Raw genomic sequence first — 25166 nt, 5'->3', positions numbered from 1 at the left:
AAGGCTGTCTCCGAAGGGCGCATACTCGGGTGTCCGAAGTCCTTACTCGGGAACTACTTCAGCTTGATTTGCGTTCCCAACGCGAGATCGACGGCGGTTTCGGACTCTGCGGGTAGCCGCTCCGTTGCAGCAGGGCCGTCCGGACTAATCTCGTCGGAATTGCTCGATGATGGCTGAGTGATCAGCAGCAAGGCCGCGTCGACCGCCGTCGTTCGGGCGGTGGGACGGAACGTCACCCGCTGACGTGCCGACGGCGCCGATAGCGACTCGTCGGCTGCCGGTGGGGCGATAAACGACGCAAAAGCGCGTTTCTCAGCTCCGTTGCTTGCCGTTTCCGTCGTAATCGGGGCTGTTCCGACCGCTGTGTCGGTCGGCGCCGTCACGATCAAGGCGGGGCTGCTGACCGCGACCGTGCTGACCGCGACAGGGCTTACCGCTACCGTGTCGCCGTAGGTTGCGAGCCAGATTTCGCGGTCGGCCGCATCGACGAAGCCGCTGCCATCCGCGTCGGCGCCGGACAGGGGCGTGACCGACTGGCCGAGCGTGTCGCGCCAGACGGTGTAGTCGGCGGCGTTGACGACGCCGTCGTTGTTGAAGTCGCCGTTGGGGGGCGTCGCGACGCCGCGGACATCGACGCGAACTTTGTCGGCAATCACCAAGGCGAAGCTGCCGCCGGTCGAGGCGCCGGCGTCGAGCGTCACGGTGACGGCGCCGGTCGCGTCGGTGAACTTACCGAGCGAGACCCACGTCGCGTCGTTCTCTCGTTGATCGATCGTGACAATACGACTCTCGCCGCCAACGGTGACCGTATAGTGGGCGCCCGAGACGCGGTTGGACCCGGCCGAATACTGGACAAAGACCTCGGCGTCGCCCGTGACCGGCAGCACGCCCGTCCAGGTCGCCGTGGCGGCGACACCGCGGAGATTGAAACGCTGCGTGTCGGTGGGGCTCAGGCCGCCGAGGTCGTTCCAACCGCCGGCGTCCGAATAGGTCGGGGCACCGTCGTCGTTGTTGAGAATCAAGGAGACGGTCTCGACGGGGGTCGTCGCGAAGCCGAAAAATTCCAGCACCCGCGACATCACGTCGGCTTGGTTGTCTTCGCCGGTGAGGGTCTCGAAGGGGAAGCCCATCAGCACGAGCCGCTGGCCCGAACCGGCGTCGGCGTACTGGACGGCGGCCGCTCCCGCGCCGGCGCCATAGGCGAGGGCCGCCGTCGAACCGCCCAGCGGGGCGATCACGTCTGGGAAGGCCACGTCGTAGGCCACCGAGCCGTCGTCGAACTGGAGGTTCAGCCCCTCAAAGATTGAGCCGGCGACGCCCGTGGCGTTGTGCGTGCCGGCGTCGTCGGCGACATAGTCCGCCTTGAGCGAGCCATTGTAGAAGGCGCGGCCGTTATTGAGATTGTCGAGGTCCCAGGCGATCTCGGCGCCCGAGAGGAAGAGCTTGCCCCCCGACGTCAGGTAGGCCGATACGGCGGATTGCTCCGCGGCGCTGAGCGACTGGTCTTTGGACGACTCGGTCCCGGTGATCCAGATCACGGCGTCGTACACCGCCAGATCGACGACGCCGTTGGCGACCGCTTCGTTCGACGCCGTGGCGATCGACGGCGTGGCGCCCGCCGCCTGGATCGCGGTGGCGACCTCGATGGCGTAGTCACGCGTGTTGCCACCGTAGAGCCGGACCCGATCGACCGTGTTCGACCCGCCCCGGAAAGGCTCGACGTCCGCGAGCGAATTGTCCTCACGGTCGAAGCCGTTGACGATCAACAGTCGTTGGGGCGAGGCGGACGGCTTGACGGCGACAACTTCCGAGTCGGCGGCCTCGCCACCGGCGTTGACGGCCGCGACGCGGAAGTAATAAGTCTCGTCGGCGGTCAGGCCGGTGATGGTGTGGGTCGTCGTCGCGCCGCCGGCGACGTAGGTCCCGCCGTCAAAGCCGTAGCCGTTGGTCGATGCGTAGACCATGTAGCCGGTGGCCGCGCTGCCGGCGTAGGACGAAGGCGTCCCCGGCGTCCAATTGAGCGTCACTTCCCCCGGGGATTCGGATTCGCCGCTTAACGAGACGACGGTGGGTGGGGCGTCGATGTCGGGCGTCGTGTTTCCATCGACGGCGCGGAAGTAGTCCACCAAGGCTTGGGTCGTCGACTTGGCGATCGCCTCGCGGACCTCGGGGTCGCGGAGCATCTCGGCGTCGAACTGATTGTCGTGGAATCCCGACTCGATGATGGTCGCGTCGAACTCGTTGTTGATGACCGAGTTGTTGATCTCGCCGTAATTGAAGTTCGCCTGGTAAGTGATGTTCAAGTCCCGGTCGAACCAATCTCGCTCAAACTGGCCCGCTTGGGCGACGAGATCGTCGTTGATCTGACTGCCCATGAGCTGCGCCAGAAGCAGTTGATTGGGCGTGTCGCCGCCGCTCGAGGTGTTGTGCAGACCGACGACGCCACGCGAATTGCCGCTGCTGGCGTTCGAGTGATAGCTGATGTAGACCCGGTCGGAGAGCGAGCCCTCGCCGGCTTGGTTCATGAAGGCCGCGTAGCGATTCGGCGCCGACACGGTCGAGGTGCCGTAGGTGCTCGAAGAGATGCCTTGGCTGTGCTCGACGTGCCACTGCAACCAATAAAGGGCCGCTTCGTTCTCGCGTGGTTCGCCCGAGACGCCGTTGCCGACGTCGATGCTCCCGATGCCGTTGCCGAAGCGGATCATGTCGGCGATGACGACCTTACCCGTCTCGCTCGATTCGTTGGAGATTTCGACGTAGCCGTCGGTCCCGTCCTCGAAGTAGTACGTGCCGAGATAGACCAAGCCGTTGCCAACCATGCGGTGGTTAACCGTCACCTCGGTGGCGCCGCCCGAGTGGTGGACGCGGTACAACTGGTCGGCCGCCCGGTCGGTCCCCGGGCGGGCCCACGCATAAACGGGGTAGAAACCGGCCTCGGGGAGGTCGGGCCGGAACTGGGCCGTGGCCGTTTCAGTCAGCGAGGTGCTCGCGTAGCGGTAGGGGACGTCGCCGGCGTCGCCGAAGTAGATGCTCGAGGAGCTGTTGCTCCAGGCGCCGGTGAAGGTGACGCCGACATCGTCGTTGTCGACGATCACCTCGTTGAGCTGATGCCCGACGGGACGCAGCGGCACGACCGTCGCGCCGGCGTTCCAGAGGTGCTCGGCGAGCTGCGACATCTGGTCGACGTTGCCGAGGTCCTCGACCATGTCGAGCAGCAACGACCGCTGGTAGCCCCAGCCACTGGCGGTGGTGGTGATGCCGTGGCCACCGTGCAGGTAGACGATCTTGCCGTCGAGGGCGCCGCTAGGCTGAGAGCCGACATCCACCAGCCCGGCCGCGGCGAGCATCTCGCGGGTCTCGAGCGGCTCCGCGGCGAGCAGACGCCCGCGCGAACGGGGCGAGTCGGAGGGGGCGGCAAACAGCGAAGCGAAGAAGCTCAACATCAACAGGCGCCTAATTCTCATGTTCCGCAAAACGACCCGCAGGGCGTGTCGGCTCAGGGGGTTCCTAACCCTTTCAGAATAGACAAGGATTCAGAATAAGCACACGCATTTGCGCACGCCGTTCGCACCGCTTACGCGTTTTTTGGCGCCGCTCACGTGTTTTCAAGTGAGTCGTCGACGCCACCAAGGCCGATTGGGGTCGATGATCGGCCGTTGCCCCCGTGCCGGCCCCCGTGTTAGGGAGTGCGTCCAAACTCTCCCCATTGCGAGACGACCGAGCCGATGCAACTGGCGATCCTCCACCACCACCTCAACCGGGGTGGCGTCACTTCGGTGATCGTCAACCAGCTCCGCGCGCTGGCGACGCTACCGGCCGCCGAGAGGCCCGAGAGGCCCGAGAGGCCCGAGAGGGTCGTCGTGCTCTACGACGGGCAACGCGACGGCTGGCCCGAGACCTCGCCGGAGGGGTTCCCAATCGAACTCGTCATCGAGCCGGCGCTCGCCTACGACCGGGCCGCGGCAGCGGCCGACCCGGCGGGGTTGGCCGCGACCCTCGCCGCCCGACTCGCCGAAAATGGCCTGACGGCGGACACCACGCTGCTGCAGGTCCACAACCACGCGCTGGGCAAGAACGTATCGCTCCCCGGCGCGTTGCGTCGGTTGGCCGACGGCGGCTGGCGGATGCTGCTACAGGTTCATGACTTCGCCGAAGACAACCGGCCCGACAACTACCGCCACTTGCAGGTGTCTCTGAGCGAAAGCGATCCCGATCGGCTCGGCGGGCTCCTCTATCCACAGGCTCCAGGCGTCCATTACGCGACACTCACCGAACGCGACGCCGACCTCTTCCGGGCCGCCGGCGTCGCCGCGGAGCGGCTGCACACGCTCCCAAATCCGGTGTCGGAGTTCAGCGGCATGCCGCCGCGGGAGGAGGCCCGGTCGCGGGTCTTGCCGGCGTTGGGACTGCCCAAGGACGCCCAACTGGTCGTCTACCCGGTCCGGGGAATCCGCCGAAAGAACCTCGGCGAGATGCTCCTGCTGTCGGCCTTGGCGCCGGAGGGGACCTACTTTGCTGTGACGCTGCGGCCGAAGAACCCGGCGGAGGCGGCCTCGTTCGACCGCTGGCGGCGGCTGGCCGACTCGCTCGACCTGCCGTGCTGCTTCGACACCGGCGGACCGAAAGAGCAGGGGGGCTACGGCTGCGACTTCCTCGAGACCCTCGCCGCCGCCGACGCGATCGTCACGACGAGCGTCGCCGAGGGGTTTGGCATGGTCTTCCTCGAGGCCTGGCTCGCCGGCAAACCGCTGATCGGTCGTGATCTGCCGGAGATCACACGTGAGTTCAAGGCGGCCGGCATGCGCTTCCGCAGCCTGTGGGCCGAGCTTCGGGCGGCCGAAAGCCTCGAAAACGACTTCGCCCGGCTCACCGCGACCGAGCAGGCGGAAGTGATCCAAGCCACGCGGCGGCCGACGGTTCCGCTCGATCTGGGGATCGAGGCGGCGGCGGGCGACATCGCCGCCAACGCCGCGGTGGTCCGCGAGCACTACAACACTGAGAGCATCGGGCGGCGTCTTAAGGTGGTTTTCAGTGCGGTGCTCGCCGATCGAGGCGGTCTGGCCGGCGATTTCCATGGCGAGGCGATTGTCGAGCACTTCGCCGACCCGGTCCGCCAGAGCCCCGTGCGGGTTGAGTCGGTCGCTTCGGCCGAGCGCGACACGCTGAGCGATCTCATCACCCAATTGAGTGGGCCACTGCCATCCGAGCCAACTGGCGAGACGGCCGATCTGCCGAAGCTCCCGGGGGTCCGGGCGGTCGTCTTTGACGTTTACGGAACGCTCCTCGTGAGCGGCAGCGGCGACATCTCGCTGGCGAGCGGCGGCGCCCGCGGCGCGGCGGCGGCCGACGCCCTCCAGGCCGTGCTCGGCGAGCCGGTGGCGGACGGTGAGGCGGTGGTCGCCGCCCTGCACGCCGCGATCCACGCCGCGCACGACGCCTCGCCGAGCGCGCACCCGGAGGTCGAGATCCGCGACATCTGGCGGACGGTGCTCGAAGGGCTCGGCCGCGCGGCGACCGACGCCCAGATCGAACGGCTCGCCGTCGAATACGAGTGCCGCGTCAATCCGATCGGGCCGATGCCCGGGCTCGCCGAAACGCTCGACGCCCTGCGGGACGCGGGCCAGCTGCTCGGCATCGTCAGCAACGCCCAGTTCTTCACGCCGCTCGCTTTCGCCCCGCTCACCGGGAAGTCGCTGCGGTCGTGGGGATTCGCCCCGGAGCTGAGCGTCTGGTCGTACGAGCACGGCGAGGCGAAACCGGGCGCGTACCTCTACGAGCGTTGCGCCGACGCCCTCGCCGCTCACGGCGTCGCCGCGGACGAGGCGCTCTTCGTCGGCAACGATCTGCGGAACGACGTCGCGCCGGCCCAGCAGACCGGCTTCCGCACCGCGCTGTTCGCCGGCGACGCGCGGAGTCTGCGTTGGCGCCGTGACGATCGGAGCCTCGCCGACGTGCGCCCCGATGCGGTGGTGACCGACCTCCGAGAACTGCTGTCAATCGTGTTGTAACGACTCTGGCGCTTGCCCGGATTAGGTCTTCGGCGCATGTTGGATAAGCGTCGACCGGCCTGCAGGTGGGGTGGCCCCGACGCCGAACCCACCCAAATCGCCCTCCCTCACTCCATCCCGCCCGCCGATGTCCGCGCCCGCAGCAAATACTGGCCACCGGATTGGTTTTGTCGGCACCCGATTCGCGGGGACCGATGGCGTCTCCCTCGAAGCGGCCAAGTGGGCCAAGGTTCTCTGGCGTCACGAGCACATCAGCTACTGGTTCGCCGGCAAGCTCGACACCGACCCGAGCGTCAGCACCCTGGTGCCGCACGCCTACTTCGGTCATCCCGACATCCAGTGGATCAACGAGCGGGTCTACGGACGCACAACTCGGGACCCCGAGGTGACGCGGCGGATCTACGCCATCGCCGACCACTTGAAGCGGTCGCTGTACGAGTTCGTGTCGCGGTTCGACATCGAGATCCTTTGTATCCAAAACGCCAGTTGCATCCCCATGAACGTGCCGCTGGGGGTGGCGATCGCCACCTACTGCGCCGAGACGGGCTTCCCGACGATCGCCCACCACCACGACTTCTACTGGGAGCGGGACCGCTTTAGCGTCAACGCGATCGGCGACATCTTGCGGATGGCGTTCCCCTGCACGGTGCCGTGTATCCAGCATGTGACCATCAACAGCGAGGCCCAGCGCGCGCTGTCGCATCGCCGCGGGATGTCGAGCGTGCTGGTGCCGAACGTGCTCGACTTCGAAAAGCCCCCGCAGGCGGTCGACGATTACAACTCCGACTTCCGCGCGTCGATCGGTGTCGAGCCCGACGACATCCTCTTCCTCCAGCCGACGCGGGTCGTTCCCCGCAAGGGGATCGAGCACGCGATCGCCCTGATCAAGTCGCTGGGCAATCCAAAGTGCAAACTGGTCGTCTCTCACGAGTCGGGCGACGAGGGGCACGAGTACCTGCACATGCTGCAGGACATGGCCGTCAGCCAGGGGGTCGATCTCCGCTACATCCCGACGCGCGTCGGTGAAGAACGCGGCGTCAACGACGACGGCCAGAAGGTCTACCTGCTGAGCGACGCCTACGCCCACGCCGACTTCATCACCTACCCCAGCCTCTACGAGGGCTTCGGCAACGCCTTGATCGAGGCGTTCTACTACCGCAAGCCGGTGCTGGTGAACCGCTACTCAATCTTTGTGTCCGACATCGAGCCGAAGGGCTTCGATGTCATCACGATGAACGGCTACATGACGCGTGACGTGGTGCAGAAAGTCCAGGCTGTGATCGAGGACCCCACCTACCGTGAGCGGATGGTTGAGCACAACTACGAGCTCGGCAAACGGTTCTTCAGCTACGCGGTGTTGCGGCGCAAGCTCCGCGCCCTGGTGACCAATGTCACGGGACTGGAAGACTTGTAGCCCCCCTCGGACCGCAGGGGTTGGGCTGGGCCGACACAGCCGCCGGCGACGCGGCCCGCCCGATTCGCTACAATCGACGCTCCCCGCCGCTATCGACCTCGATCGATAGCTCTCCAGGCTCACCGCGTAGGAAGGTTCCGCCTTGTCGCTAGCCGATCGCGTTCCCTCGCTGACCGTCCGACTCCGCCGCGTCTACGGCGACCAAGCCGACAACGCCCTGCGGGCGCTGGAGGCCGAGTTCGCCGATCTGCTCAGAGAACCAGCGCCGATCGACCAACCACCGACCGCCCCGTCGGCGCCGCGTTGGGACGAGCGGGACGTGGTGCTCATCACCTACGCCGACCAGCTTTCGACCGAAGGGGGCGAGCCCTCGCCGCTGGTGACGCTCCGTGAGTGGCTGGTCGAGCAGGGGCTCGACGATCTGCTCAGCACGGTCCACCTGTTGCCGTTCTGCCCCTACTCGTCGGACGATGGCTTCTCGGTGATCGACTACCTGGCGGTCGATCCGGCGTCGGGGACGTGGGAAGACATCGCCGCGCTGGGCGAGCCGTTTGAGCTGATGTTCGACTTGGTGCTAAACCACATCTCGCAGCAGAGCGAGTGGTACGCCGCCTACAAACGTGGCGAGCCCCCCTACGACCAGTTCTTCATCGAGGCCGACCCGGCGCTCGATTACTCCCTGGTCACGCGGCCCCGCAGTCTGCCGCTGCTGACGCCGGTGGAGACCAGCCGAGGGCCCCGCTATGTCTGGACCACTTTCTCAGCCGACCAGATCGACCTGAACTACGGAGACCCGGCGCTGCTCGCCCGGATGCTGCGCATCTTGGTCGAGTACGCCCGGCGCGGAGCGCGGATCGTCCGGTTCGACGCGGTTGCGTTCCTCTGGAAGCGGCTCGGGACGACGTGCCTCCACCTGCCGGAGACGCACGAGCTGGTCAAGCTGATGCGCGACGTGCTGGCGGCGCTCACGCCGCGGACGCTGGTGCTCACCGAGACCAATGTGCCGCACGCCGAGAACGTGTCGTACTTCGGCGAGGTCTCGCCCACGACCGGCGAGGCGGACGAGGCCCACATGGTCTACCAGTTCAGCCTGCCGCCGCTGCTGTTGGAGGCGTTCCTGTCGGGCGACGCCACCGCGCTCCGCGACTGGTTGACGGACCTTGCGCCCCCGCCGCCGGGCTGCACGTTCTTCAACTTCACCGCCTCGCACGACGGCGTTGGAGTCCGGCCGCTGGAGGGGCTCGTCTCCGAAGAGCGGCTCGCCGCGATGGTCGAGGCGGTCAAGCAACGCGGCGCGATCGTCAACACCCGCCGCAAGCCCGACGGCAGCGACGCGCCGTACGAGCTCTGCGTCGCCTACTTCAGCGCCTTGGCGCCCGAGACGCCCGACGACGACCTGCACGTCCGGCGTTTCCTCTCCTCACAGGCGGTGATGCTCGCGCTCCGCGGCATGCCGGCGCCCTACTTCCAAAGCTTGGTTGGCGCGCCGAACGACATTGCCGGCGCCGAGGCGAGCGGCATCGCCCGCCGCATCAACCGCCGCAAGTACGAGCGGGCCGAGCTCGACGGATTGCTCACCCCCGGAACGGTCCAGCGCCGCGTCTTCGACGGCTACCGCGACCTGCTCGCCAAGCGGATCGCCGAGCCGGCGTTCCACCCCGACGCCCCGCAGCGGGTCGTCGATACCGGCAACCCGGCGGTGCTCGCCTTCGAGCGGGTGAGCCTCGACGGGGAACGGCGTTTGCTGGTGCTCTGCAACGTGGCGGCTACCGACGAGCTTGCCGACTTGCCCGACCCCTATCGTGACGCGACGGACCTCCTTGCCGGAGTTACCATGGAAGGCGGCGCCACTTCCAGTCTGACGCCCGGTCAAACCCTGTGGCTTGCCCCCCGTTAGGCACCCGCGTTTATCTGCGTTCGTCGGCGGCTCCTCTTTCTGTGGTAAGTCGTTGATAGTGCACCGGGGCGGGGGACGGCCCGGCTCGCTGTCGATGACTCCGCAATCCGAATTCTGCAATCCGCAATCGTATGCCCGACTTCGCCCAACGCGGTCCGATCACCACGCTGCACGACCTCGGTCTGACCGACTCGGCGACGCTCGAGGAGATGCTCCGCAAGGCGGTCGCGGAGTTCCCGATCGGCCTGGTGCTGCCGGTGACCGCCTCCGACATGCGCGCCGCGCCGTTTGGGCAGATCATCGAGAGCCTCGCCTCGGCGGACTACGTCGATACGGCGGTTGTGGTGCTCAATCGGGCCGACTCAGTGGACGACTACGTGGAGGCCCGCCGGCGGATTGCGCCGCTGGGCGACCGCGCCAAGCTGCTGTGGACCGATGGGCCGCGGGGCTGCGAGGCCCTGGCCGACCTCGACGCGGCGGGCTTCAACGTCAGCGTGCCCGGCAAGGGGAGGGCGGTCTGGTTCGCGTTCGGCTTCTTGCTCGCCGACCCCCGTCTGCAGGCGTTTGTCCTCCAGGACGGCGACATTGAGAACTACGACAATGGCATGCTCGTGCGGCTGGCGTTGCCGATGGCGCACCCCGGCATGGACTTCCAGTTCTGCAAGGCGTACTACGCCCGCTGCACCACCAGGATGCACGGCCGCGTCGTCCGGCTGTTGGTCGTCCCGCTATTGCGGGCGTTGATCTCGGTGATGGGCAACGACCCCTACCTCGTCTTCCTGCGGAGCTTCCGCTACCCGCTGGCGGGGGAGTTCGCGATTTCGTCGCTCTTGGCGCGGTCCAACCGGATCCCCTGCGACTGGGGCCTCGAGGTCGGGACGCTCGCCGAGGTGTTCCGCAACACCTCGCCGAAGCGTGTCGCCCAGGTCGATATCGCCCGGCTGTACGACCACAAGCACCAGCCGCTGTCGCTGGAGGACAAGACGTCGGGCCTGATGAAGATGGCCCGCGATATCCTCGCCAACCTCTTCCGGACGCTCACCAGCCGCGGCATGGTGTTCAGCAAGGGGCATTTCATCACCGTCCAGGCGGCTTACCTGCGGCTGGCACAAGACGCCATCCGTCAGTACCACGCCGACTCGTTGATGAACGGCCTCGACTACGACCGCCACAGCGAAGAGCAAGCCGTCGAGGGCTTTGCCGAGCTGATCAGCGAGACCGGCGCGGCGGTCCACCACGACCCCTCGGGCCAGCCGGCGCTGCCGACTTGGACCCGCGTCGTGACGGCGATGCCGGACTTTCCGCGGCGGCTGCGTGACCTCGCCGAAGCGGACCTCGCCGAGTACGCCGACTGATTGGCCAGCCTGTCCGAGCCAACCCGGACAACCCGCGCCACCCGCCCTCGGTGAGGCGCATGCGAGGCGCCGGCGGGGGCAATGCCGTCGGGGCCGCACCTCGGCGAGCTATTCCTTCCGTACGAGGGGCGTCTCCGAGCGTCCTTGATCCGCGAGTCGAGCGGGCGCCACGCCATGCCAAACGCCACCCCGAACAACCGCTACGGCTTCTCCTTGATGGAGTTGCTCGCCGTCGTGACGATCCTCGGCATCCTCGCCGCGATCATTGTTCCGCGCGTGATCAGCAGCTCCGACACCGCCAAAGACAGGACGTGCGTCTACAACTGTGGCCACATCCACTCGGCGGTCGAGCGCTACCGCAACGCCAACGGCGTCTGGCCAAGCGCCGACCTCAATGAACTGGACGTCCTCGCCTACTTCCCCGACGGGATCCCGGCCTGCCCGGTCTCGGGGGCGGCTTACACGATCGACGTGACGGGGGATCGGTACCGCGTCGTTGGGCATACCGACGGCAATCACTAGCCGTCGGCGCCCCGCACTTGTTCAGACGGCCCGCTCTTATCAGGGGGCCAGCCGTGCGGGCGGCTCGAAGCGCTTGCAGCCGGCGAAGAACGCCAGGGGGTTGTCGAGCACGACGCGGCGGATCGTCGCCTCGGCATGGCCGCGGGCCCGCATCTCAAAGATAAAGTCGGGCACCGCCGTCGGGCGCGAAGGCCCCCAGTCGCCGGCCGAGTTCACCAGCAGCCGCTCGGGCCCGTAGCGCTCGACGATGTCGGCGGCGCGGGCCGGCGTGCATTTGCTGGTGGGGTAGAGCGTCATGCCGGCCCAGTAGCCCTCGTTCAGCACGGGGCGGACGGTGTGCTCTTCGACGTGGTCGACGAGCACTCGCTCGGGCGCGAGGCGGCCGTCGTCGCGCAGCAGGTCGAGAATCATCCGCGTCCCTTGCAGCTTGTCGGCGAGGTGCGGCGTGTGGATCAGCACCAGCTCACCGAGCCGGGCGGCGAGGTCGACGTGCTCGGCGAACACCGTCGCCTCATTGGGGGTGTTCTTGTTGAGCCCGATCTCGCCGATCCCAATCACCCCAGGGCGATCAAGGAACTCGGGGATCATCGCGATCACCTCGCGCGACAGCGCGACGTTCTCCGCCTCCTTGGCGTTGATGCAGAGCCACGTGTAGTGCTCAATGCCGTGCTGACGGGCGCGGGTCGGCTCGAACTCGGTCAGTTGTCGGAAGTAGTCGCGGAAGCCCTCGACGCCGCTGCGGTCGTAGCCCGCCCAGAACGCCGGCTCGCTGACCGCGACGCACCCCATCCGCGCCAGCAGGGCGTAGTCGTCCGTGGTCCGCGACACCATGTGGAGGTGGGGATCGAAGAAGTTCATAGCGACTCGTCGGGGTTGTCGGCCGCAAACCGCTTGCGCCAGGCGGGGTCGTACGGCCGGCTGAGCTGCTCCAGGAGGCGTTCGGCGCGGTCGGCGTCGCCCGCCGCGAGGAGGGTCCTCAGCAGGGCCTCCGCCTCGGCGCGGACGCGGGCCGACTCGCTGCCGCCGGTGGCGTCGAGCCGGTCGAGCGCCGCGGCGATATCGATAATCGACGCCCGCAGGGCCGGCCATTCGCGGCCGGCTAGTTCGGCGTCGGTGAGGGCTGGAGGCGTTTCGGGCACGGGAGCGTTGGCAATCGGGGGAAGCGGTGTAACCAGAACAACCAGTCTGGTCGCGTCGGTGCGATCGGACAACTCCGCCAACTCCGCCACCGCGGTTCCACGGATGCGGCGACTACGCAGGCGGCGGCTGATACCGGTCGGCTCGCGGGGACGACATAACCGTTGACGCGCTGCCCCGATAAGTTCTGCCGATTGGGCCGCCTCTGCCCGCCGTCTCCCTCCCTGTGGGCCTTCCTTGTGGCCTCTGCGATTGAACTGACGCTCCGGACGCTCCTCGGCTCGCCCAATCCGCGGGCGACCGAGTTGCTGCTGATTGCGCTGCAGTCCGAGGAGCCGGCGCTACGGCTGGGGGCGGTTCGCGTGCTGGCGTTGCGGGAGGACGTCGCGGGCCACCGGAAACTGGTGGAGGCTTTTTCCCAACTCCCCGCCGACGCCCAAGCGGCCCTCCGCGAGCTCCCGGAGACGACGCCGCTTGCGGAAGCCCTTCCCTCGCTGATCCGCCCCGAAGCGCCGAAGCTGGCCCGGCGAGGCAGCGAAGTGGCGGCGGCGCTCGGCCTCACGGAGGCCCTGCCGGCGATTGTCACCGTCGCGCTCGCCTGTCCCGATGACCTTTCGGGCGCGCTGGCGGCCGACGCCCTCCTCCTCGCGGTACGCCTTGAGGAGCGGGTCCGCCACTACGACCCGGCCGTCCACGCCGGCGAGGGACCCCGACCACAGGACCCCGCCTTCGCCCGTCGGGCGGCGGTCAACGCGTTGGTGACGGCGCTCGATCGGTTCGGCGAGCATGGAGAACACGACCTGCTACAGGCGCTGCTGCTGCTGACGCCCGGCGACGAGCCGGCGCTGCTCCGCGCCCTCCGCACCGATACCCACCCGGCGCACGACGCGCTACAAACGGCGCTGCAGACAAGCAGTTGCCCGGGCGCCATCTCGATACTCGCCGCCTTGCTTGCGGACCTTCGCTCTCCGCAGGCTCTTCTCGAGATCGTGGCGGAGCGGTACGACCGGGCGGGGCTCACAGCCTTGCTGACGCTCGTCGGCTACCCCGTCGGGCTCCGGGTCCGTGAGAACTGCCAGCGGCTGGGCTTCTTCTCATGGCTCGAACCCGATCGCGTCGCGGTGCTGGCCGACTTGTCGGGCCCGGCGCAAGCGACCGCGATCCAGCTAGCGAGCGCGTCGCAGGCGAGCCGCAGCGCGCTCGCCAGCGCCATCCTGACGGTCCTCGCGAGTGAGCACGCGGTCGCTCGGCTTGCGGCTTGCCGGGCGATCAGCGTCTTGCCAACCCGCTTGGCGGAAGAGCCCTTGTGGCGAGCGCTGCAGGCAGCTGATCCGGCGGTGGTGGCCACGGCGGTGCGGATGGTCCGCAAGAAGGATTACCCGAACGCGACCACCGTCTTGGTGGCGATGCTCGAGTCTCCTGACGCCCCGGTCCGCGACGCGGCGGGCAAGACGCTGCAAGAACTCTCGTTCACGGCCTACCGAGACTCGCTCCACGACTTACCCCCGGAGGTGCGGGGCGACGTGGGCCGACTCGTCGGCAAGGCGGACCCCCTGGCGGTCGCCTCCCTGCGGTCCGAGCTGGGGGCGGCGGCGGTGTCGCGTCGACTGAAGGCGCTCGAGTTGATCGGCTTGATGGACTTGGCCAACGTCCTCGTCGACTCCCTGACCGAAACGCTGGTGGCGGATAAGGACCTCGGTGTCCGCGTCGAGTGCGCGCAGCTGCTGGGCTCCGTGACGCCAACAACGGAGGTCATCGACGCGCTGGTTGAAGCGGTCGGCTCGCGCGCCAGCGCCTTGCGTCGCGCCGCCCAGGAGTGTCTCGAAAAGCTTACGGGCCAGTCGCTTGAAACGCTGATGGAGGTCCGATGATGAGCGACGCAACAATCTGGGCCCTCACGCTGCTGGCGCAGCGTTCCAACTGGAACCGCCTCGGCGACCGGTTTAGCGGCCAGGCCCTCCGCTGGGATCTCAGCGACGCGGTCGGGCTCGTCCTGCTGGTGGCCGGTTTCGCTTTGGGGTTCTGGCTGCTTAGCCGCCTCGGCAAGCTGCAAGAGAACTGGTCGAGAAAGGACCGGCCGAGGAGCCCCTTTAGCGAGTTGATCCGGGCGCACGGTCTCAGTCGCCGCGATCGGTTCCATTGCCGCCAGGTGGCGGACGAACTCGGTTTGGCCGATCCGGCGGAGGTCTTCGTCCGGCCCGACAAGGCCCGCGAAGCGCTGGCGACGCGCGACGCCGACTTAGCGCGACGGTTGTTCGGCTAGGAGGTGTTCGGCTAGCGCCATGTCAAAGCTGAATCCTAGGATGAGCCGATTGGGCGCTAGCCCCGCTTGAATCACCAAGAACCGTGGCAAGCGCCAAAACGGCTCGTGGAGCAAACCCCTCTTCCTAGCTTTGACAAAGCCCCAGCAGGCCGTCAACGGATGGCCGGCCCGTGACTCACGGGGTGCGGAAGCGGAAGCTCCGCGGCGCGTCGCCGGCGGGGCCGCCCTTGTTCGATCCGCCCGAGAATCGGACGGTCTCTTCCACCGGCTTGTAGCCCATCCGGTTCAAGAAGTCGGTGAGCGAGATCGTCTCGACACCGAGGTTGGCCGCTTCGCGGCTCATGTCTTGATACCCGGTGCGGTAGGCGGCCTTGCTCGGCTGGTCGGGCGAGTCGCCCAGCACCAGGTAGCGGGTGCCGACCGTCATCTCGCCGTCGACGGTGCCGTCTTCTTCGAGCGACACGTCGACCTTGGCGCCGTTGAGGGCGATCAGGTCCTTGGCGCGTTGCAGGTCGCTGACGCCGTCGCCGTCGATATCGATCAGGCCGGTGAGGCCGAAGCGGAGCGCCTTGCCACGCTGCCAGACCTGGCTGTAGATGCGGTCGCCCGGCAGGATCGGGTTGCGGGGGTCGTCGTTGGTGATTTTGGCCTCGGCGATGTGGTCGCCCAGCAGCCGTGTCACCTCGAGGCTCCCCTTCTTCTCCGCCTTGGCGGCGTCGGTGAGGGCCGAGTCGAAAACGCTGAAGGTCACTTGGCGGCGGAGCGAGTCTTCCTCACCGAGGTCGATCCACGCCGTCTGCGTCGCCTGGTTGACGTAAGTCACGGCGCCGTCGGCGACCTCCGAGCTGGGGGTCTCTTGCTTGCGTTCGGCCAGCAGCGTGGAGCGTGACCGTTCCGCCTTGGTGAGCGAGTCTTCCGCCGCTTGGCGGGCCGACTGCGCAACGGCGACGCGGCTGTTGAACTCGGTCTCCTTGTCGGCGAGCGTCTGGGCGAGCTGTCGCTTCTGGCGGTCGATGCTCTCACGCTCCCGCTCGAAGCGGGCGCGCTCGGCGGCGAGGTCTTGTTTGGCTTGCTCGCGGGCGGAGACCGCTTCGTCGATTTGCTTCTGCTTCTCTGCCTCGATCGCGACGAGTTGTTGCTCGAGCGATTTGACCTGCTTCTTCGCCTCGTTCTCTTGCTGGGCGATCTTGGCGTTCTCGGTGTAGATGTAGTCGAGCGCGTTGCGGTAGGTCTGGGTCCCTTCTTCGAAGGTCGACATGAACTGCTTCTTGTCGGCCTCGTAACGCTCCTGCACCTCGGTGAAGGTGGCGCCGGCGTCGAGGCCGAGCATCGCGAGCATCGACTCGGCCTCTTGGACCTTCTGCCGCGCGGCGTTCTCGGCCTGCTGCTTTTGGGTCGCTAGTTCTTCGGCGCGGGCGAACTCCTGCTTGGAGGAGCTCCAAGTCAGGTACGCGACGATTGCGAGCAGCAGGATCAGAATCGAGCAGACGATGATCACGATCGTCTGGCTTTGGTCCTGGCGGGCGGCCATGCGGAGTCCTTCGAACGCTTGCTAGCGAGGGCCTACGGGTGGACCCGTTCCGCGGTCGGGCGCCAACAGGGGCGCCACCGACTGGGGGGACGGGGCGAAACCGGTAAGGAGTGATTTACGCGGAGGCGAGTGTCCGCCGTAGGGCCGCCTGACGCAACTAGTGAAGCGTCGCAACCCTCGGCGAACAACGATCCCGGGCCCCTCCGCGCGGCGCGGGGGACTTCGGAACCTAAGTCGAAACTAGTTAGGGGATTAACGCCTGTCAACGAACGGGGTAGAGTCCCCCCCAAGAGGCCGCAAAACCGGCGCCGGCGGGCCCGATTGGACCGAACTTTGTCCGTTTGGGTGGTTTGGGGTGATTTTGCGGGCGACTCCCGGCGTTGGCGCTTAGGGCTCTCGTCTGGCGGTGCGGGAGCAACGTCCGAAATGGGAGCCCTCAGCGCCAGCGCCGGGAGTGAAGCACCCCCTCCCCCCACCAACCCCCCGTCTCGCCCCTTGTCCGACATGCTCCCCGCCGGGTCGACCGTCTACGTCGTTGACGCCTACTCGCTCATTTTCCAGGTGTTTCACGCCATCCCGGAGATGACGAGCCCCCGCGGCGAGCCGGTGAACGCCGTCTTTGGCTTCACCAAGGACCTGCTGAAGCTGATCGAGGACAAGCGGCCCGATGCGATCCTCTGTGCGTTCGATCCCCCCGGGGACACGTTCCGCCACGACCTCTATCCGGTCTACAAGGGCGAGCGGAGCGAGACGCCGATCGAGCTGCGGTCGCAGTTCCCCAAGATCGAGGAAGTGGTCCGGGCCCTCGGGGTGCCGGTCCTCTCGGTCCCTCGCTACGAGGCGGACGACGTGCTGGCGACGGTCGCCCGGCTCTGCGACGAGGCCCAGGTCACGTGCCGGCTCGTGACAGGCGACAAGGACAGCCGCCAGCTGATCACCGACCACGTCTCGGTCTACAACATCCGCAAGGACCTCGTTTATGACGCGGTCGCTCTCTACGCGGACTGGGGGATCCGGCCCGACCAGGTGGTCGACTTCCAGGCGCTCGTCGGCGACAAGATCGACAACGTCCCGGGCGTGCCGCTCATTGGTCCGAAGATTGCCAAGGAGCTGCTCGACGAGTTCGGAACGCTCGACGGGGTGCTCGACAACGCCGAGCGCGTCAAAGGCGCTAAACGTAAGCAGAATCTGATGGAAGGGCGCGAGCAGGCCCTACTGTCACGGCAGCTAGTGCGGCTCCACCAGCACATGGACCTTGAGATCGACTGGCAGGCGGCGCGCGTCGGCGAGTTCGACCACGAGCGGCTCGCCGAGCTGTGCGCCGACTTCGGCTTCCGCAGCATCGCCGAGCGGGTGGCGGGCCTCGCCGGACGTGGCACCGACCCCGACGCCAGCGATTGGGAATCCGCCTACGAAACGATCGACACGCCCGCGGCGCTGGCCGAATTGGCCACGACGCTTGCCGGGTGCGAGACGATCTCGATCGACACCGAGACCACCAGCGTCAATCCGCGCGAAGCGGAGCTGGTGGGGCTGTCGTTCGCCTGGGCCGAAGGGGAGGCCGCCTACGTCCCCGTCCGGGCGCCGGCGGGCGAGCGGGTGCTGCCGCTGGCGGACGTGATCGCGGCCCTCGGGCCGATTCTTGAGGACGCCACGGTCCACAAGATCGGCCAGAACCTGAAGTACGACATGATCGTGCTCCGCGGCGCCGGCGTGACGCTCCGCGGCCTCGTGTTCGACACGATGATCGCCAGTTACTTGCTGGACGCCGGCGAGCGGACCCACAACCTCGACGTGCTCGCCCAGCGCTACCTGGGCCACACGACGACCAAAATCAGCGAGCTGATCGGCAAAGGAAAATCGCAAAAGCGGATGGACGAGGTCCCCGTCGCCGCGATCGCCGACTACGCCGCCGAGGACGCCGACGTGCCGCTCCGGCTCTGGCCGCTGCTGCACGAGCGGCTCGACCACGACGGGCTGCTGACGCTCGCCGACGACCTTGAGACGCCGCTGGTCGACGTCCTGGCGGAGATGGAGTGGAACGGCGTCCGCGTCGACGTCGAGCGGCTCGGGCAGCTCAGCGCCGACTTCGGGGACAAGCTGCAAGCCCTCGCCGAGGAGATTGAGGAGCTCGTCGGCCACCCCTTCAACTTGGCGTCGCCGAAGCAACTGGCGGAGGTCTTGTTCCAAGAAATCGGCCTCAAACCGATCCGCCGCACCAAGACGGGCCCCTCGACCGACGCGGCCGTGCTCGAGGAGCTGGCGTCCCAGCACCCGCTGCCGAAGCTGATCGTCGAGCACCGCCAGTACGCCAAGCTCCGCGGCACCTACGTCGACGCCTTGCCGCTGCTGGTGAACCCGCAGACGGGTCGCGTCCACTGCTCGTTCAATCAGGTGGTCGCCGCCACGGGCCGGCTGAGCTGTAGCGACCCCAACTTGCAGAACATCCCGATCCGCACCGAGGAGGGGCGCCAGATCCGTTCCGCCTTCACGGCCTCTGAGCCGGGCTGGAAGCTCCTCGCGGCCGACTACTCGCAGATCGAGCTACGGGTGTTGGCCCACTTCAGCCAGGACGACACGCTCTGCCAAGCGTTCGCCGAGGGGCAAGACATCCACACGCTGGTCGCCAGCCAGGTGAACGGCGTGCCGCTGGAGGAGGTCACCAGCGAGATGCGCCGCGGCGCCAAGGCGGTCAACTTCGGCATCATCTACGGCCAGAGCGCGTTCGGCCTCGCCAAGTCGCTCGGCATCCCCCAGGACGTGGCGGCCCGGTTCATCTCCGACTACTTCGCCCGCTACCCGGGCGTGGCCGACTTCATGCTCGACACGCTCGACACGGCCGCCCAGCAGGGCTACGTCGAAACGCTGTTAGGCCGCCGCCGATCGATCGCCGGCGTCCGCAAGCCGTCGATCCCCAAGGGCTCGCTGTTCGACGACCGCCCGCAGCCGATCCAGATGAACCTGCCCGAGCGGACCGCGGTCAACACGGTGATCCAGGGGACCGCTGCGGACCTGATTAAACTAGCGATGCTCGCCGTCAGCCGCCGGCTGCGCGGCGAGGGGCTCCGCACGAAGCTGATCCTCCAAATCCACGACGAACTGGTGTTCGACGCCCCCGAAGAAGAAGTCGAACAACTGACGACCCTCGTGACCGAAGAGATGCAGGGCGTCGCCGACCTCCGCACGCCGCTGGCGGTCGACATCGGCGTCGGCGACAACTGGGCCGAGTGCTGATGAAAGATTTGAACCACCAAGGAACCAAGAAACTAAGGATGAGTTTGTCAGCCCACGAATCACACGAATAAGCACGAATAGAACGATTCGCGAAGATTCGTGTAATTCGTGGGCTGGCAAACTCCCTTCGTTTCGTGGTTCCTTTGTGGTTCTTCGATGAACTGGGAGAGACGATGACCATCCTCGGCCTCACCGGTGGGATCGCCAGCGGCAAGTCCTTCGTCGCTGCGCTCTTGGCGGAGCGGGGCGCCGTGGTGCTCGACGCCGACCGGCATGCCCACGCGGTGCTTGCCGAGCCGGCGGTGCGTGACGCGTTGGTGGACCGCTGGGGCGCGGGCGTTCTGGCGGAGGATGGCTCGCTCCGCCGGGGGGAGATCGCCCGGCGGGTGTTTGGGGACGACGCCGCCGCGACCGCCGAGCGGCGGTTCTTAGAGAATCTCGTCCATCCGCGGGTCCGCCAGCGGCTGCGGGCAGAACTCGACAGGATTGCCGGGGGCGGGGCGGCCGGGCAGGGCGTCGCCGTGGCGGTGCTCGACATCCCGCTGCTGATCGAGGCGGGTTGGGCCGACGAGTGCGACGCGGTCCTCTTTGTGGATACCCCGCTGGCGGTTCGTCAGCAGCGGGCGGCTACACGGGGCTGGTCCGCCGACGAATTGGCCCGTCGCGAGGCTTCGCAGACGCCAATCGACGCGAAGCGAGCCGCTGCCGACGTGGTCGTGCCCGGCGCTGATGAGGCCGCGGCGAGGGAGGTCGTTGACCGGGTTTGGCGACGCTGGGGGCTGCCCGACGCCCGCTAATCGGACGTCGGGTTGTCGCGATAACAGTGTTTTCCCTCAGATTTGGTCTTCGATGACGCCGATTTTGCTACCATCGGCGACATGCGTTTGGCATACTGACTAGGCCCACTGGTTTGTCCGTTCTGGACACGCCGGTGGGCAGCTGGCTCCCGGCCGGCGGTTGCCTTTTGGCGTCCACCTGCTGGCGTGTCGGACCCCCGCTGCTCCCACCTGACGCGACTCCTTCGTCTCGGTGGTCCTGCCCGCCCTTGCGGCGACCCTGACCTAATCCCCCATCCCACCTCCCTCTCTGGCTCGGTTAGCCCGGCGCTTCTTGCGTTCCAGCTACTGTGTCGGACTCTCCCCCCAAGCCCTGTGCAGACCCCGACTCCCTGCCTCCTGGCGGGCGGACTCGTCGCTTGACGACTGCGCAGTGCTGGAGCCCTCGTCATGGCCGATAACGCTCCCGACAACGATTCTTCCTCCGACCGGCACGGCTCGACGTCGTCCGGCCGTGGTCCCTTGCGTGGCATCCGCGGTCGCACCGGCGGTCCGTCGGGCACCGGCGGGCCTCACATGCGGCGCCCGACGCGGTACGCCCCGCCGAGCGAGCAGATCGACAAAGAACTGCTCCGCCAACTCGACAACGAAGAGCCGCTGTCGATTGCCGAAGAGCTCGACAAGGCGGCCGAGCGCGTCCGCCGCAGCGGCGGCGCCATCGCCAAGGCGACCGAGCCCGACCAAAACATCCACATCGCGGTCCTCCAGCAGCTCTCGACCCAAGAGCTGCTCGAAATCGCCGAGACCGAGGGGGTCGAGAACACCGCCGGCCTCAAGAAGCAGGATCTGATCTTCCGCATCCTCAAAGAGCGCGTGAAGCTCCAGGGGATGATGGTGGGGCAGGGGACCCTCGAAATCCTGCCGGACGGGTTCGGCTTCCTCCGCAGCCCCGACTACCACTACCTCTCTTGCCCGGACGACATCTACGTCTCGCCGAGCCAGATCCGCCGCTTCAACCTCCGCAACGGCAACACCGTCACCGGCACCATCCGGCCGCCGAAGGAGAACGAGCGCTACTTCGCCCTGCTGCGGGTCGAGTCGATCAACGGCGAGGACCCGAACAAGCTCACCAAGAAGATCCCCTACGACGACCTGACGGCGATCCATCCCGATCACCGGATCTCGATGGAGACCACGCCCGAAGAGCTGGCGATGCGGGTCGTCGACCTGATTGTGCCGATCGGCTTCGGCCAACGCGGCCTGATCGTCAGCCCGCCGCGCGCCGGCAAGACGATCCTGATGCAGAAGATGGCGAAGAGCGTCCTGCAAAACTACCCGGACGCCTACGTCATGATGCTCCTGATCGACGAGCGGCCCGAAGAGGTCACCGACATGGAGCGCGAGGTCAAAGGCCCCAACTGCGAGGTCATCAGCAGCACGTTCGACGAGCCCGCCTCGCGGCACGTGCAGGTCTCGGAGATGGTGATCGAGAAGGCCAAGCGGATGGTCGAGTACGGCCGCGACGTGGTGATCTTCCTCGACTCGGTGACGCGGCTCGCCCGGGCGTGGAACTCGGAGTGCCCGCCGAGCGGCAAGGTCCTGTCGGGCGGCCTCGACGCCAACGCCATGCAGCGCCCCAAGCGGTTCTTCGGCTCGGCCCGCAAGGTCGAGGAGGGGGGCTCGCTCACCATCATCGCCACGGCGCTGATCGACACCGGCAGCCGCATGGACGAGGTGATCTTCGAAGAGTTCAAGGGGACCGGCAACCAAGAGATCTTCCTCGACCGGAAGCTGGTCGATAAACGGATCTGGCCCGCCATCGACATCGACCGCAGCGGCACCCGCCGCGAGGAGATGCTGATGGACCCCGAAGAGCACCGCCGCGTAAGCGTCTTGCGCCGCGTCCTGTCGGAGATGAACCCGCCCGAGGCGATGGACCTGCTGACGACCCGCCTGGGCAAGACGAAGTCGAACGCCGAGTTCTTGATGTCGCTGAAGGACTAGTTGAGAACCACGAAGGCACGAAGGGCACAAAGAAGAGCCCACGAATCAAACGAATCGACGCGAATCTCGTTCGAGAAGATTCGTGGCCATTCGTGAAATTCGTGGGCTCTTCTCTTTCATCGTCCTTTGTGTTCTTTGTGCCTCCGTGGTTCCCTTTTTTCGTACTCTAAAATTGAATCGATGCCCAACCTGATCGAACCTGCTACCGAAGTCGCCAAGAACGCCCGCTATGCGGTTGTCGTCGCCGAGTGGAATCGCGATGACATTACTCAGCCGCTCGCCGACGGCGCGGTGGCGACGCTGACGGGGGCGGGGGTGCCGGACGATCAGATCGATGTCGTTTGGGTCCCGGGCGCGTGGGAGATCCCGGTCGTCGTGCAGCGGCTGGCCGACACGTGTCGCTACGGGGCGATTATCACCCTCGGCGCGGTCATCAAGGGCCAGACCGCCCACGACCACTGGATCAACCACGGCGTGACTGACGCCCTCATGCGGATCGCCACCGAGCACTCGCTGCCGGTGCTGTTCGGCGTGCTGATGGTGGACTCCCGCGAGCACGCGGTCGCCCGCGCGGGGGGGGCAAAGGGGAACAAGGGCGCCGAGTGCGCCGAAGCCGCCCTGCGGATGGTGGCGATTCTTAAGTCGCTGCCAACGTCGTAGCGGGAACCGCTTGTGGGAGGAGTGCGTGCTTGTGGGAGGCGTCTCCAGACGCCGATGACGGCATCGATTCCGAAACGGCATGGTGCGCGTCATCGGCGTCTGGAGACCCCTCCCACAGTCCTATTCTTCGCCGCCCCTTGGCGTACCCCGCGCCCCAGCGGTTATCCTTAGGGGATCGCCCCCGCCCCGAAAGTTTGCTCCCGCCGCATGTCCCTCCGTCGCCGCGCCCGCGAAGTCGCCCTGCAGATCCTCTTTGAGGACGACGTCAACCCGCGCAATTCGGGGACCGAGCTGACCGACTTCCTCCACGGCCGGCTCAACAACCAGGACGGTGAGGATTTCGCCCTGCGGATCGTCTTGGGGGTCCGCCAGAACTGCGCAGCGATCGACGAACGGCTCGGCGAGATCGCCCAGAACTGGAGCCTGAAGCGGATGGCGGGCGCCGACCGCAACATCCTCCGGCTGGCCGCCTACGAGGTCCTCCACGGCGAGACCCCCCGCGCCGTGGCGATCAACGAAGCGGTCGAACTCGCCAAGCGTTTCGGCAGCGCCCAATCGAGCGGCTTTGTGAACGGCATCCTCGACAAGCTGCCGCGACAGCCGGCCGAGGCTTGAGGCGAACGGCTCGAGGATTGAGAATAGCCGGCTCGCCATTTTTCCTCCGCCGCATCGTCTCCAGCCAGCCGCCTCCCGCATGGGCTTCTTCAGCCGCATCAAAGCCGGTCTCAAAAAGACGGGCGCCGTCCTCAACACCGACATCCGCGACCTCTTCAAGAGCGAGGGGCGGCTGATCGACGAGGAGTTCCTCGAAGAGGTCCGCGGCATCCTCTTCCGCACCGACATGGGGTACGACTCGACCGAGGCCCTGGTCGAGGAGATCGGCAAGAAGCTCCGCGGCCGCGTCGTGCAGCTCGAGGAGGTCGTTGACGTCCTCAAGGCGAAGCTCAAGGAGCTGATGCACCAGCCCGCCTCGCCGATCGAGTACGCCGCCAGCGGCCCGACCGTCGTCATGGTGTGCGGCGTCAACGGCGCGGGCAAGACGACCTCGATCGCCAAGCTGGCCAGCCAGTTCAGGAGCGAGGGAAAGAGCGTTGTGCTGGGCGCCGGCGACACGTTCCGCGCCGCGGCCGTGCAGCAGCTGACGATCTGGGCCGACCGCCTCGGCGCCAGCATCGTCACCGCCCCGAGCGGGACCCACCCGGCGACGGTCGGCTACCAGACGGTCGAAAAGGCGCTTGCCGACAAGATCGACGTGGCGATTATCGACACGGCCGGCCGGCTACAGACGCAGTCCGACCTGATGGCCGAGCTGACGAAGATCCGCGCCGCGCTGGCGAAGGCGCTCCCGGGCTCGCCGCACGAGGTGCTGCTGGTGCTCGACGCCACCACCGGCCAGAACGGCGTCAGCCAAGCGAGCAAGTTCGCCGACGCGGCGGGCTGCACCGGCATCGTGCTGGCCAAGCTCGATGGCACCGCCAAGGGGGGCGTCGTCGTCTCGATCCGCCAGCAGCTCGGCCTGCCGGTCAAGTACGTCGGGTTGGGCGAGAGCCACGAGGACCTCGCGCCGTTCAACCCGGACGAGTTCGTCGACGCTCTGTTCTCGGACGTCTTGGCGGCCACCGCATAGACGGTGTCGAAGCGCCTGGGTCTGTTTGTGGGAGGGGTCTGGAGACCCCCCACAGTTGGTCTCATTTTCCCGCCGTCTTGCTCACGCGGGGAAAAGCCGCCGCCGTTGCCTAATCGGTAGTGTTCCGCACCTCGGCAAGGCTTACCGCGACGCCAGCATTTCTAGCTGACGGGCGTGCTTCAAGGTTCATACGCGGCCCGCTGCCTGGCGATATCAGTGCTAGCTAGCGACGCGGGCCGCGAGGAGGCCTGCGCCACCGCTCCCTCCCGGCAGCTAGCCCCCGCCTTCCCGATCCTGGAGCAGTGTGAGTCTTATGAAACGTCACGCCCTTGCTGGGCTGACGGCGTTTGCCGTCGCCGGCTACGCGGCGGCCGACCAGGTCGCCCAACCCGCTTCGGTCGCCCCCGCGCCGCTGCAGTACCAGAGCTATTACAACCAGCCCCTCGAGACGCTGCCCTCGGTGGCGCCGCCGAACCCGTCGGCCGCTGGCGCGCCGGTCGCGACGTCGTACGACGTTGGCGCCGCGCCGATGTCGTTCGCCTCGGCCGCTTGCTGCGACGAGTCACCCGCGTACGACGGCTGCTGCGGCGACGCGTGTGGCTGTGGCTCGACGTGCAGCCTGTTCGGCGATTGCTGCCTGGGCGATCCGTGGACCCTCCAGGGCCACCTCGACCCGTGCGGCTGCAGCCCGATCACGTTCGGCGGTTGGACCCAAGTGGGCTTCCACACGCAGAACAC

17 protein-coding genes and 1 pseudogene are annotated in these 25166 nt (G+C 67.2%); 14 read left to right on the top strand and 4 right to left on the bottom strand.

What is annotated here, in order from left to right; genetic code table 11:
- Positions 1–53: 53 nt before the first annotated feature.
- Positions 54–3443: a golvesin C-terminal-like domain-containing protein gene (locus tag Pla108_RS18970; protein ID WP_197526707.1), complete on the bottom strand. Its 3390-nt coding sequence runs from the start codon at positions 3441–3443 to the stop codon at positions 54–56.
- Positions 3444–3725: 282 nt separating this feature from the next.
- Here Pla108_RS18970 and Pla108_RS18965 point away from each other — a divergent pair, with 282 nt between their 5' ends.
- From Pla108_RS18965 to Pla108_RS18945, 5 genes are all read left to right on the top strand, one after another.
- Positions 3726–6008, top strand: coding sequence for an HAD family hydrolase (locus Pla108_RS18965; RefSeq protein ID WP_197526706.1), 2283 nt, complete (start codon positions 3726–3728; stop codon positions 6006–6008).
- A 127-nt stretch (positions 6009–6135) separates the two neighbouring features.
- Positions 6136–7422, top strand: coding sequence for a glycosyltransferase family 4 protein (locus Pla108_RS18960; protein ID WP_146446555.1), 1287 nt, complete (start codon positions 6136–6138; stop codon positions 7420–7422).
- A gap of 142 nt (positions 7423–7564) precedes the next feature.
- Positions 7565–9319 (top strand): alpha-amylase family glycosyl hydrolase, encoded by a 1755-nt coding sequence (locus tag Pla108_RS18955; RefSeq protein WP_146446554.1) that lies wholly within the window; start codon positions 7565–7567, stop codon positions 9317–9319.
- A gap of 131 nt (positions 9320–9450) precedes the next feature.
- Positions 9451–10674 carry a glycosyl transferase gene (locus tag Pla108_RS18950; RefSeq protein WP_146446553.1) on the top strand — a complete coding sequence of 408 codons (1224 nt, stop codon included), beginning with the start codon at positions 9451–9453 and terminating at the stop codon, positions 10672–10674.
- A gap of 174 nt (positions 10675–10848) precedes the next feature.
- The gene (locus Pla108_RS18945) at positions 10849–11196 is read left to right on the top strand and encodes a type II secretion system protein (RefSeq protein ID WP_146446552.1); all 348 of its coding nucleotides are present in this window, start codon (positions 10849–10851) and stop codon (positions 11194–11196) included.
- 39 nt (positions 11197–11235) lie between these two features.
- On the opposite strand, the gene Pla108_RS18940 is transcribed toward Pla108_RS18945, so the two are convergent.
- Entirely contained in the window at positions 11236–12054 is an 819-nt protein-coding gene (locus Pla108_RS18940; RefSeq protein ID WP_146446551.1) for a TatD family hydrolase, read from the bottom strand.
- Positions 12051–12335, bottom strand: a complete 285-nt coding sequence (locus Pla108_RS18935; RefSeq protein ID WP_146446550.1) for a hypothetical protein — start codon at positions 12333–12335, stop codon at positions 12051–12053. Before Pla108_RS18935 ends, Pla108_RS18940 begins: the two co-directional genes overlap by 4 nt.
- 237 nt (positions 12336–12572) lie before the next feature.
- Here Pla108_RS18935 and Pla108_RS18930 point away from each other — a divergent pair, with 237 nt between their 5' ends.
- Together Pla108_RS18930 and Pla108_RS18925 are read left to right on the top strand one after the other, a co-directional pair.
- Positions 12573–14204, top strand: coding sequence for a HEAT repeat domain-containing protein (locus tag Pla108_RS18930; protein ID WP_146446549.1), 1632 nt, complete (start codon positions 12573–12575; stop codon positions 14202–14204).
- Positions 14204–14596: a hypothetical protein gene (locus Pla108_RS18925; protein ID WP_146446548.1), complete on the top strand. Its 393-nt coding sequence runs from the start codon at positions 14204–14206 to the stop codon at positions 14594–14596. The genes Pla108_RS18930 and Pla108_RS18925 overlap by 1 nt, the downstream gene beginning before the upstream one ends.
- 175 nt (positions 14597–14771) lie before the next feature.
- On the opposite strand, the gene Pla108_RS18920 is transcribed toward Pla108_RS18925, so the two are convergent.
- Entirely contained in the window at positions 14772–16127 is a 1356-nt protein-coding gene (locus Pla108_RS18920) for a hypothetical protein (protein WP_146446547.1), read from the bottom strand.
- Positions 16128–16631: 504 nt separating this feature from the next.
- Here Pla108_RS18920 and polA point away from each other — a divergent pair.
- The 7 genes and pseudogenes from polA to Pla108_RS21080 form a co-directional block, all read left to right on the top strand.
- The gene (gene polA, locus Pla108_RS18915) at positions 16632–19361 is read left to right on the top strand and encodes a DNA polymerase I (RefSeq protein ID WP_146446652.1); all 2730 of its coding nucleotides are present in this window, start codon (positions 16632–16634) and stop codon (positions 19359–19361) included.
- 173 nt (positions 19362–19534) lie between these two features.
- On the top strand, positions 19535–20158 hold the full coding sequence (gene coaE / locus Pla108_RS18910) for a dephospho-CoA kinase (RefSeq protein ID WP_197526705.1): 624 nt from the start codon (positions 19535–19537) through the stop codon (positions 20156–20158).
- A 555-nt stretch (positions 20159–20713) separates the two neighbouring features.
- Positions 20714–22141 carry a transcription termination factor Rho gene (gene rho / locus Pla108_RS18905; RefSeq protein WP_197526724.1) on the top strand — a complete coding sequence of 476 codons (1428 nt, stop codon included), beginning with the start codon at positions 20714–20716 and terminating at the stop codon, positions 22139–22141.
- Between the two features lie 180 nt (positions 22142–22321).
- Positions 22322–22801 carry a 6,7-dimethyl-8-ribityllumazine synthase gene (ribH, locus tag Pla108_RS18900; protein ID WP_146446544.1) on the top strand — a complete coding sequence of 160 codons (480 nt, stop codon included), beginning with the start codon at positions 22322–22324 and terminating at the stop codon, positions 22799–22801.
- A 207-nt stretch (positions 22802–23008) separates the two neighbouring features.
- On the top strand, positions 23009–23416 hold the full coding sequence (gene nusB / locus Pla108_RS18895; protein ID WP_146446543.1) for a transcription antitermination factor NusB: 408 nt from the start codon (positions 23009–23011) through the stop codon (positions 23414–23416).
- 79 nt (positions 23417–23495) lie between these two features.
- Positions 23496–24428 carry a signal recognition particle-docking protein FtsY gene (ftsY, locus tag Pla108_RS18890; RefSeq protein WP_146446542.1) on the top strand — a complete coding sequence of 311 codons (933 nt, stop codon included), beginning with the start codon at positions 23496–23498 and terminating at the stop codon, positions 24426–24428.
- Positions 24429–24741: 313 nt separating this feature from the next.
- Positions 24742–25166: pseudogene (locus Pla108_RS21080) on the top strand (hypothetical protein); the annotation flags it as partial.

Source organism: Botrimarina colliarenosi, assembly GCF_007859955.1.
Classification (GTDB): domain Bacteria; phylum Planctomycetota; class Planctomycetia; order Pirellulales; family Lacipirellulaceae; genus Botrimarina; species Botrimarina colliarenosi.
Note: the sequence above shows the minus strand (reverse complement) of the source record. Positions and strands in the feature narration are given on the sequence as shown.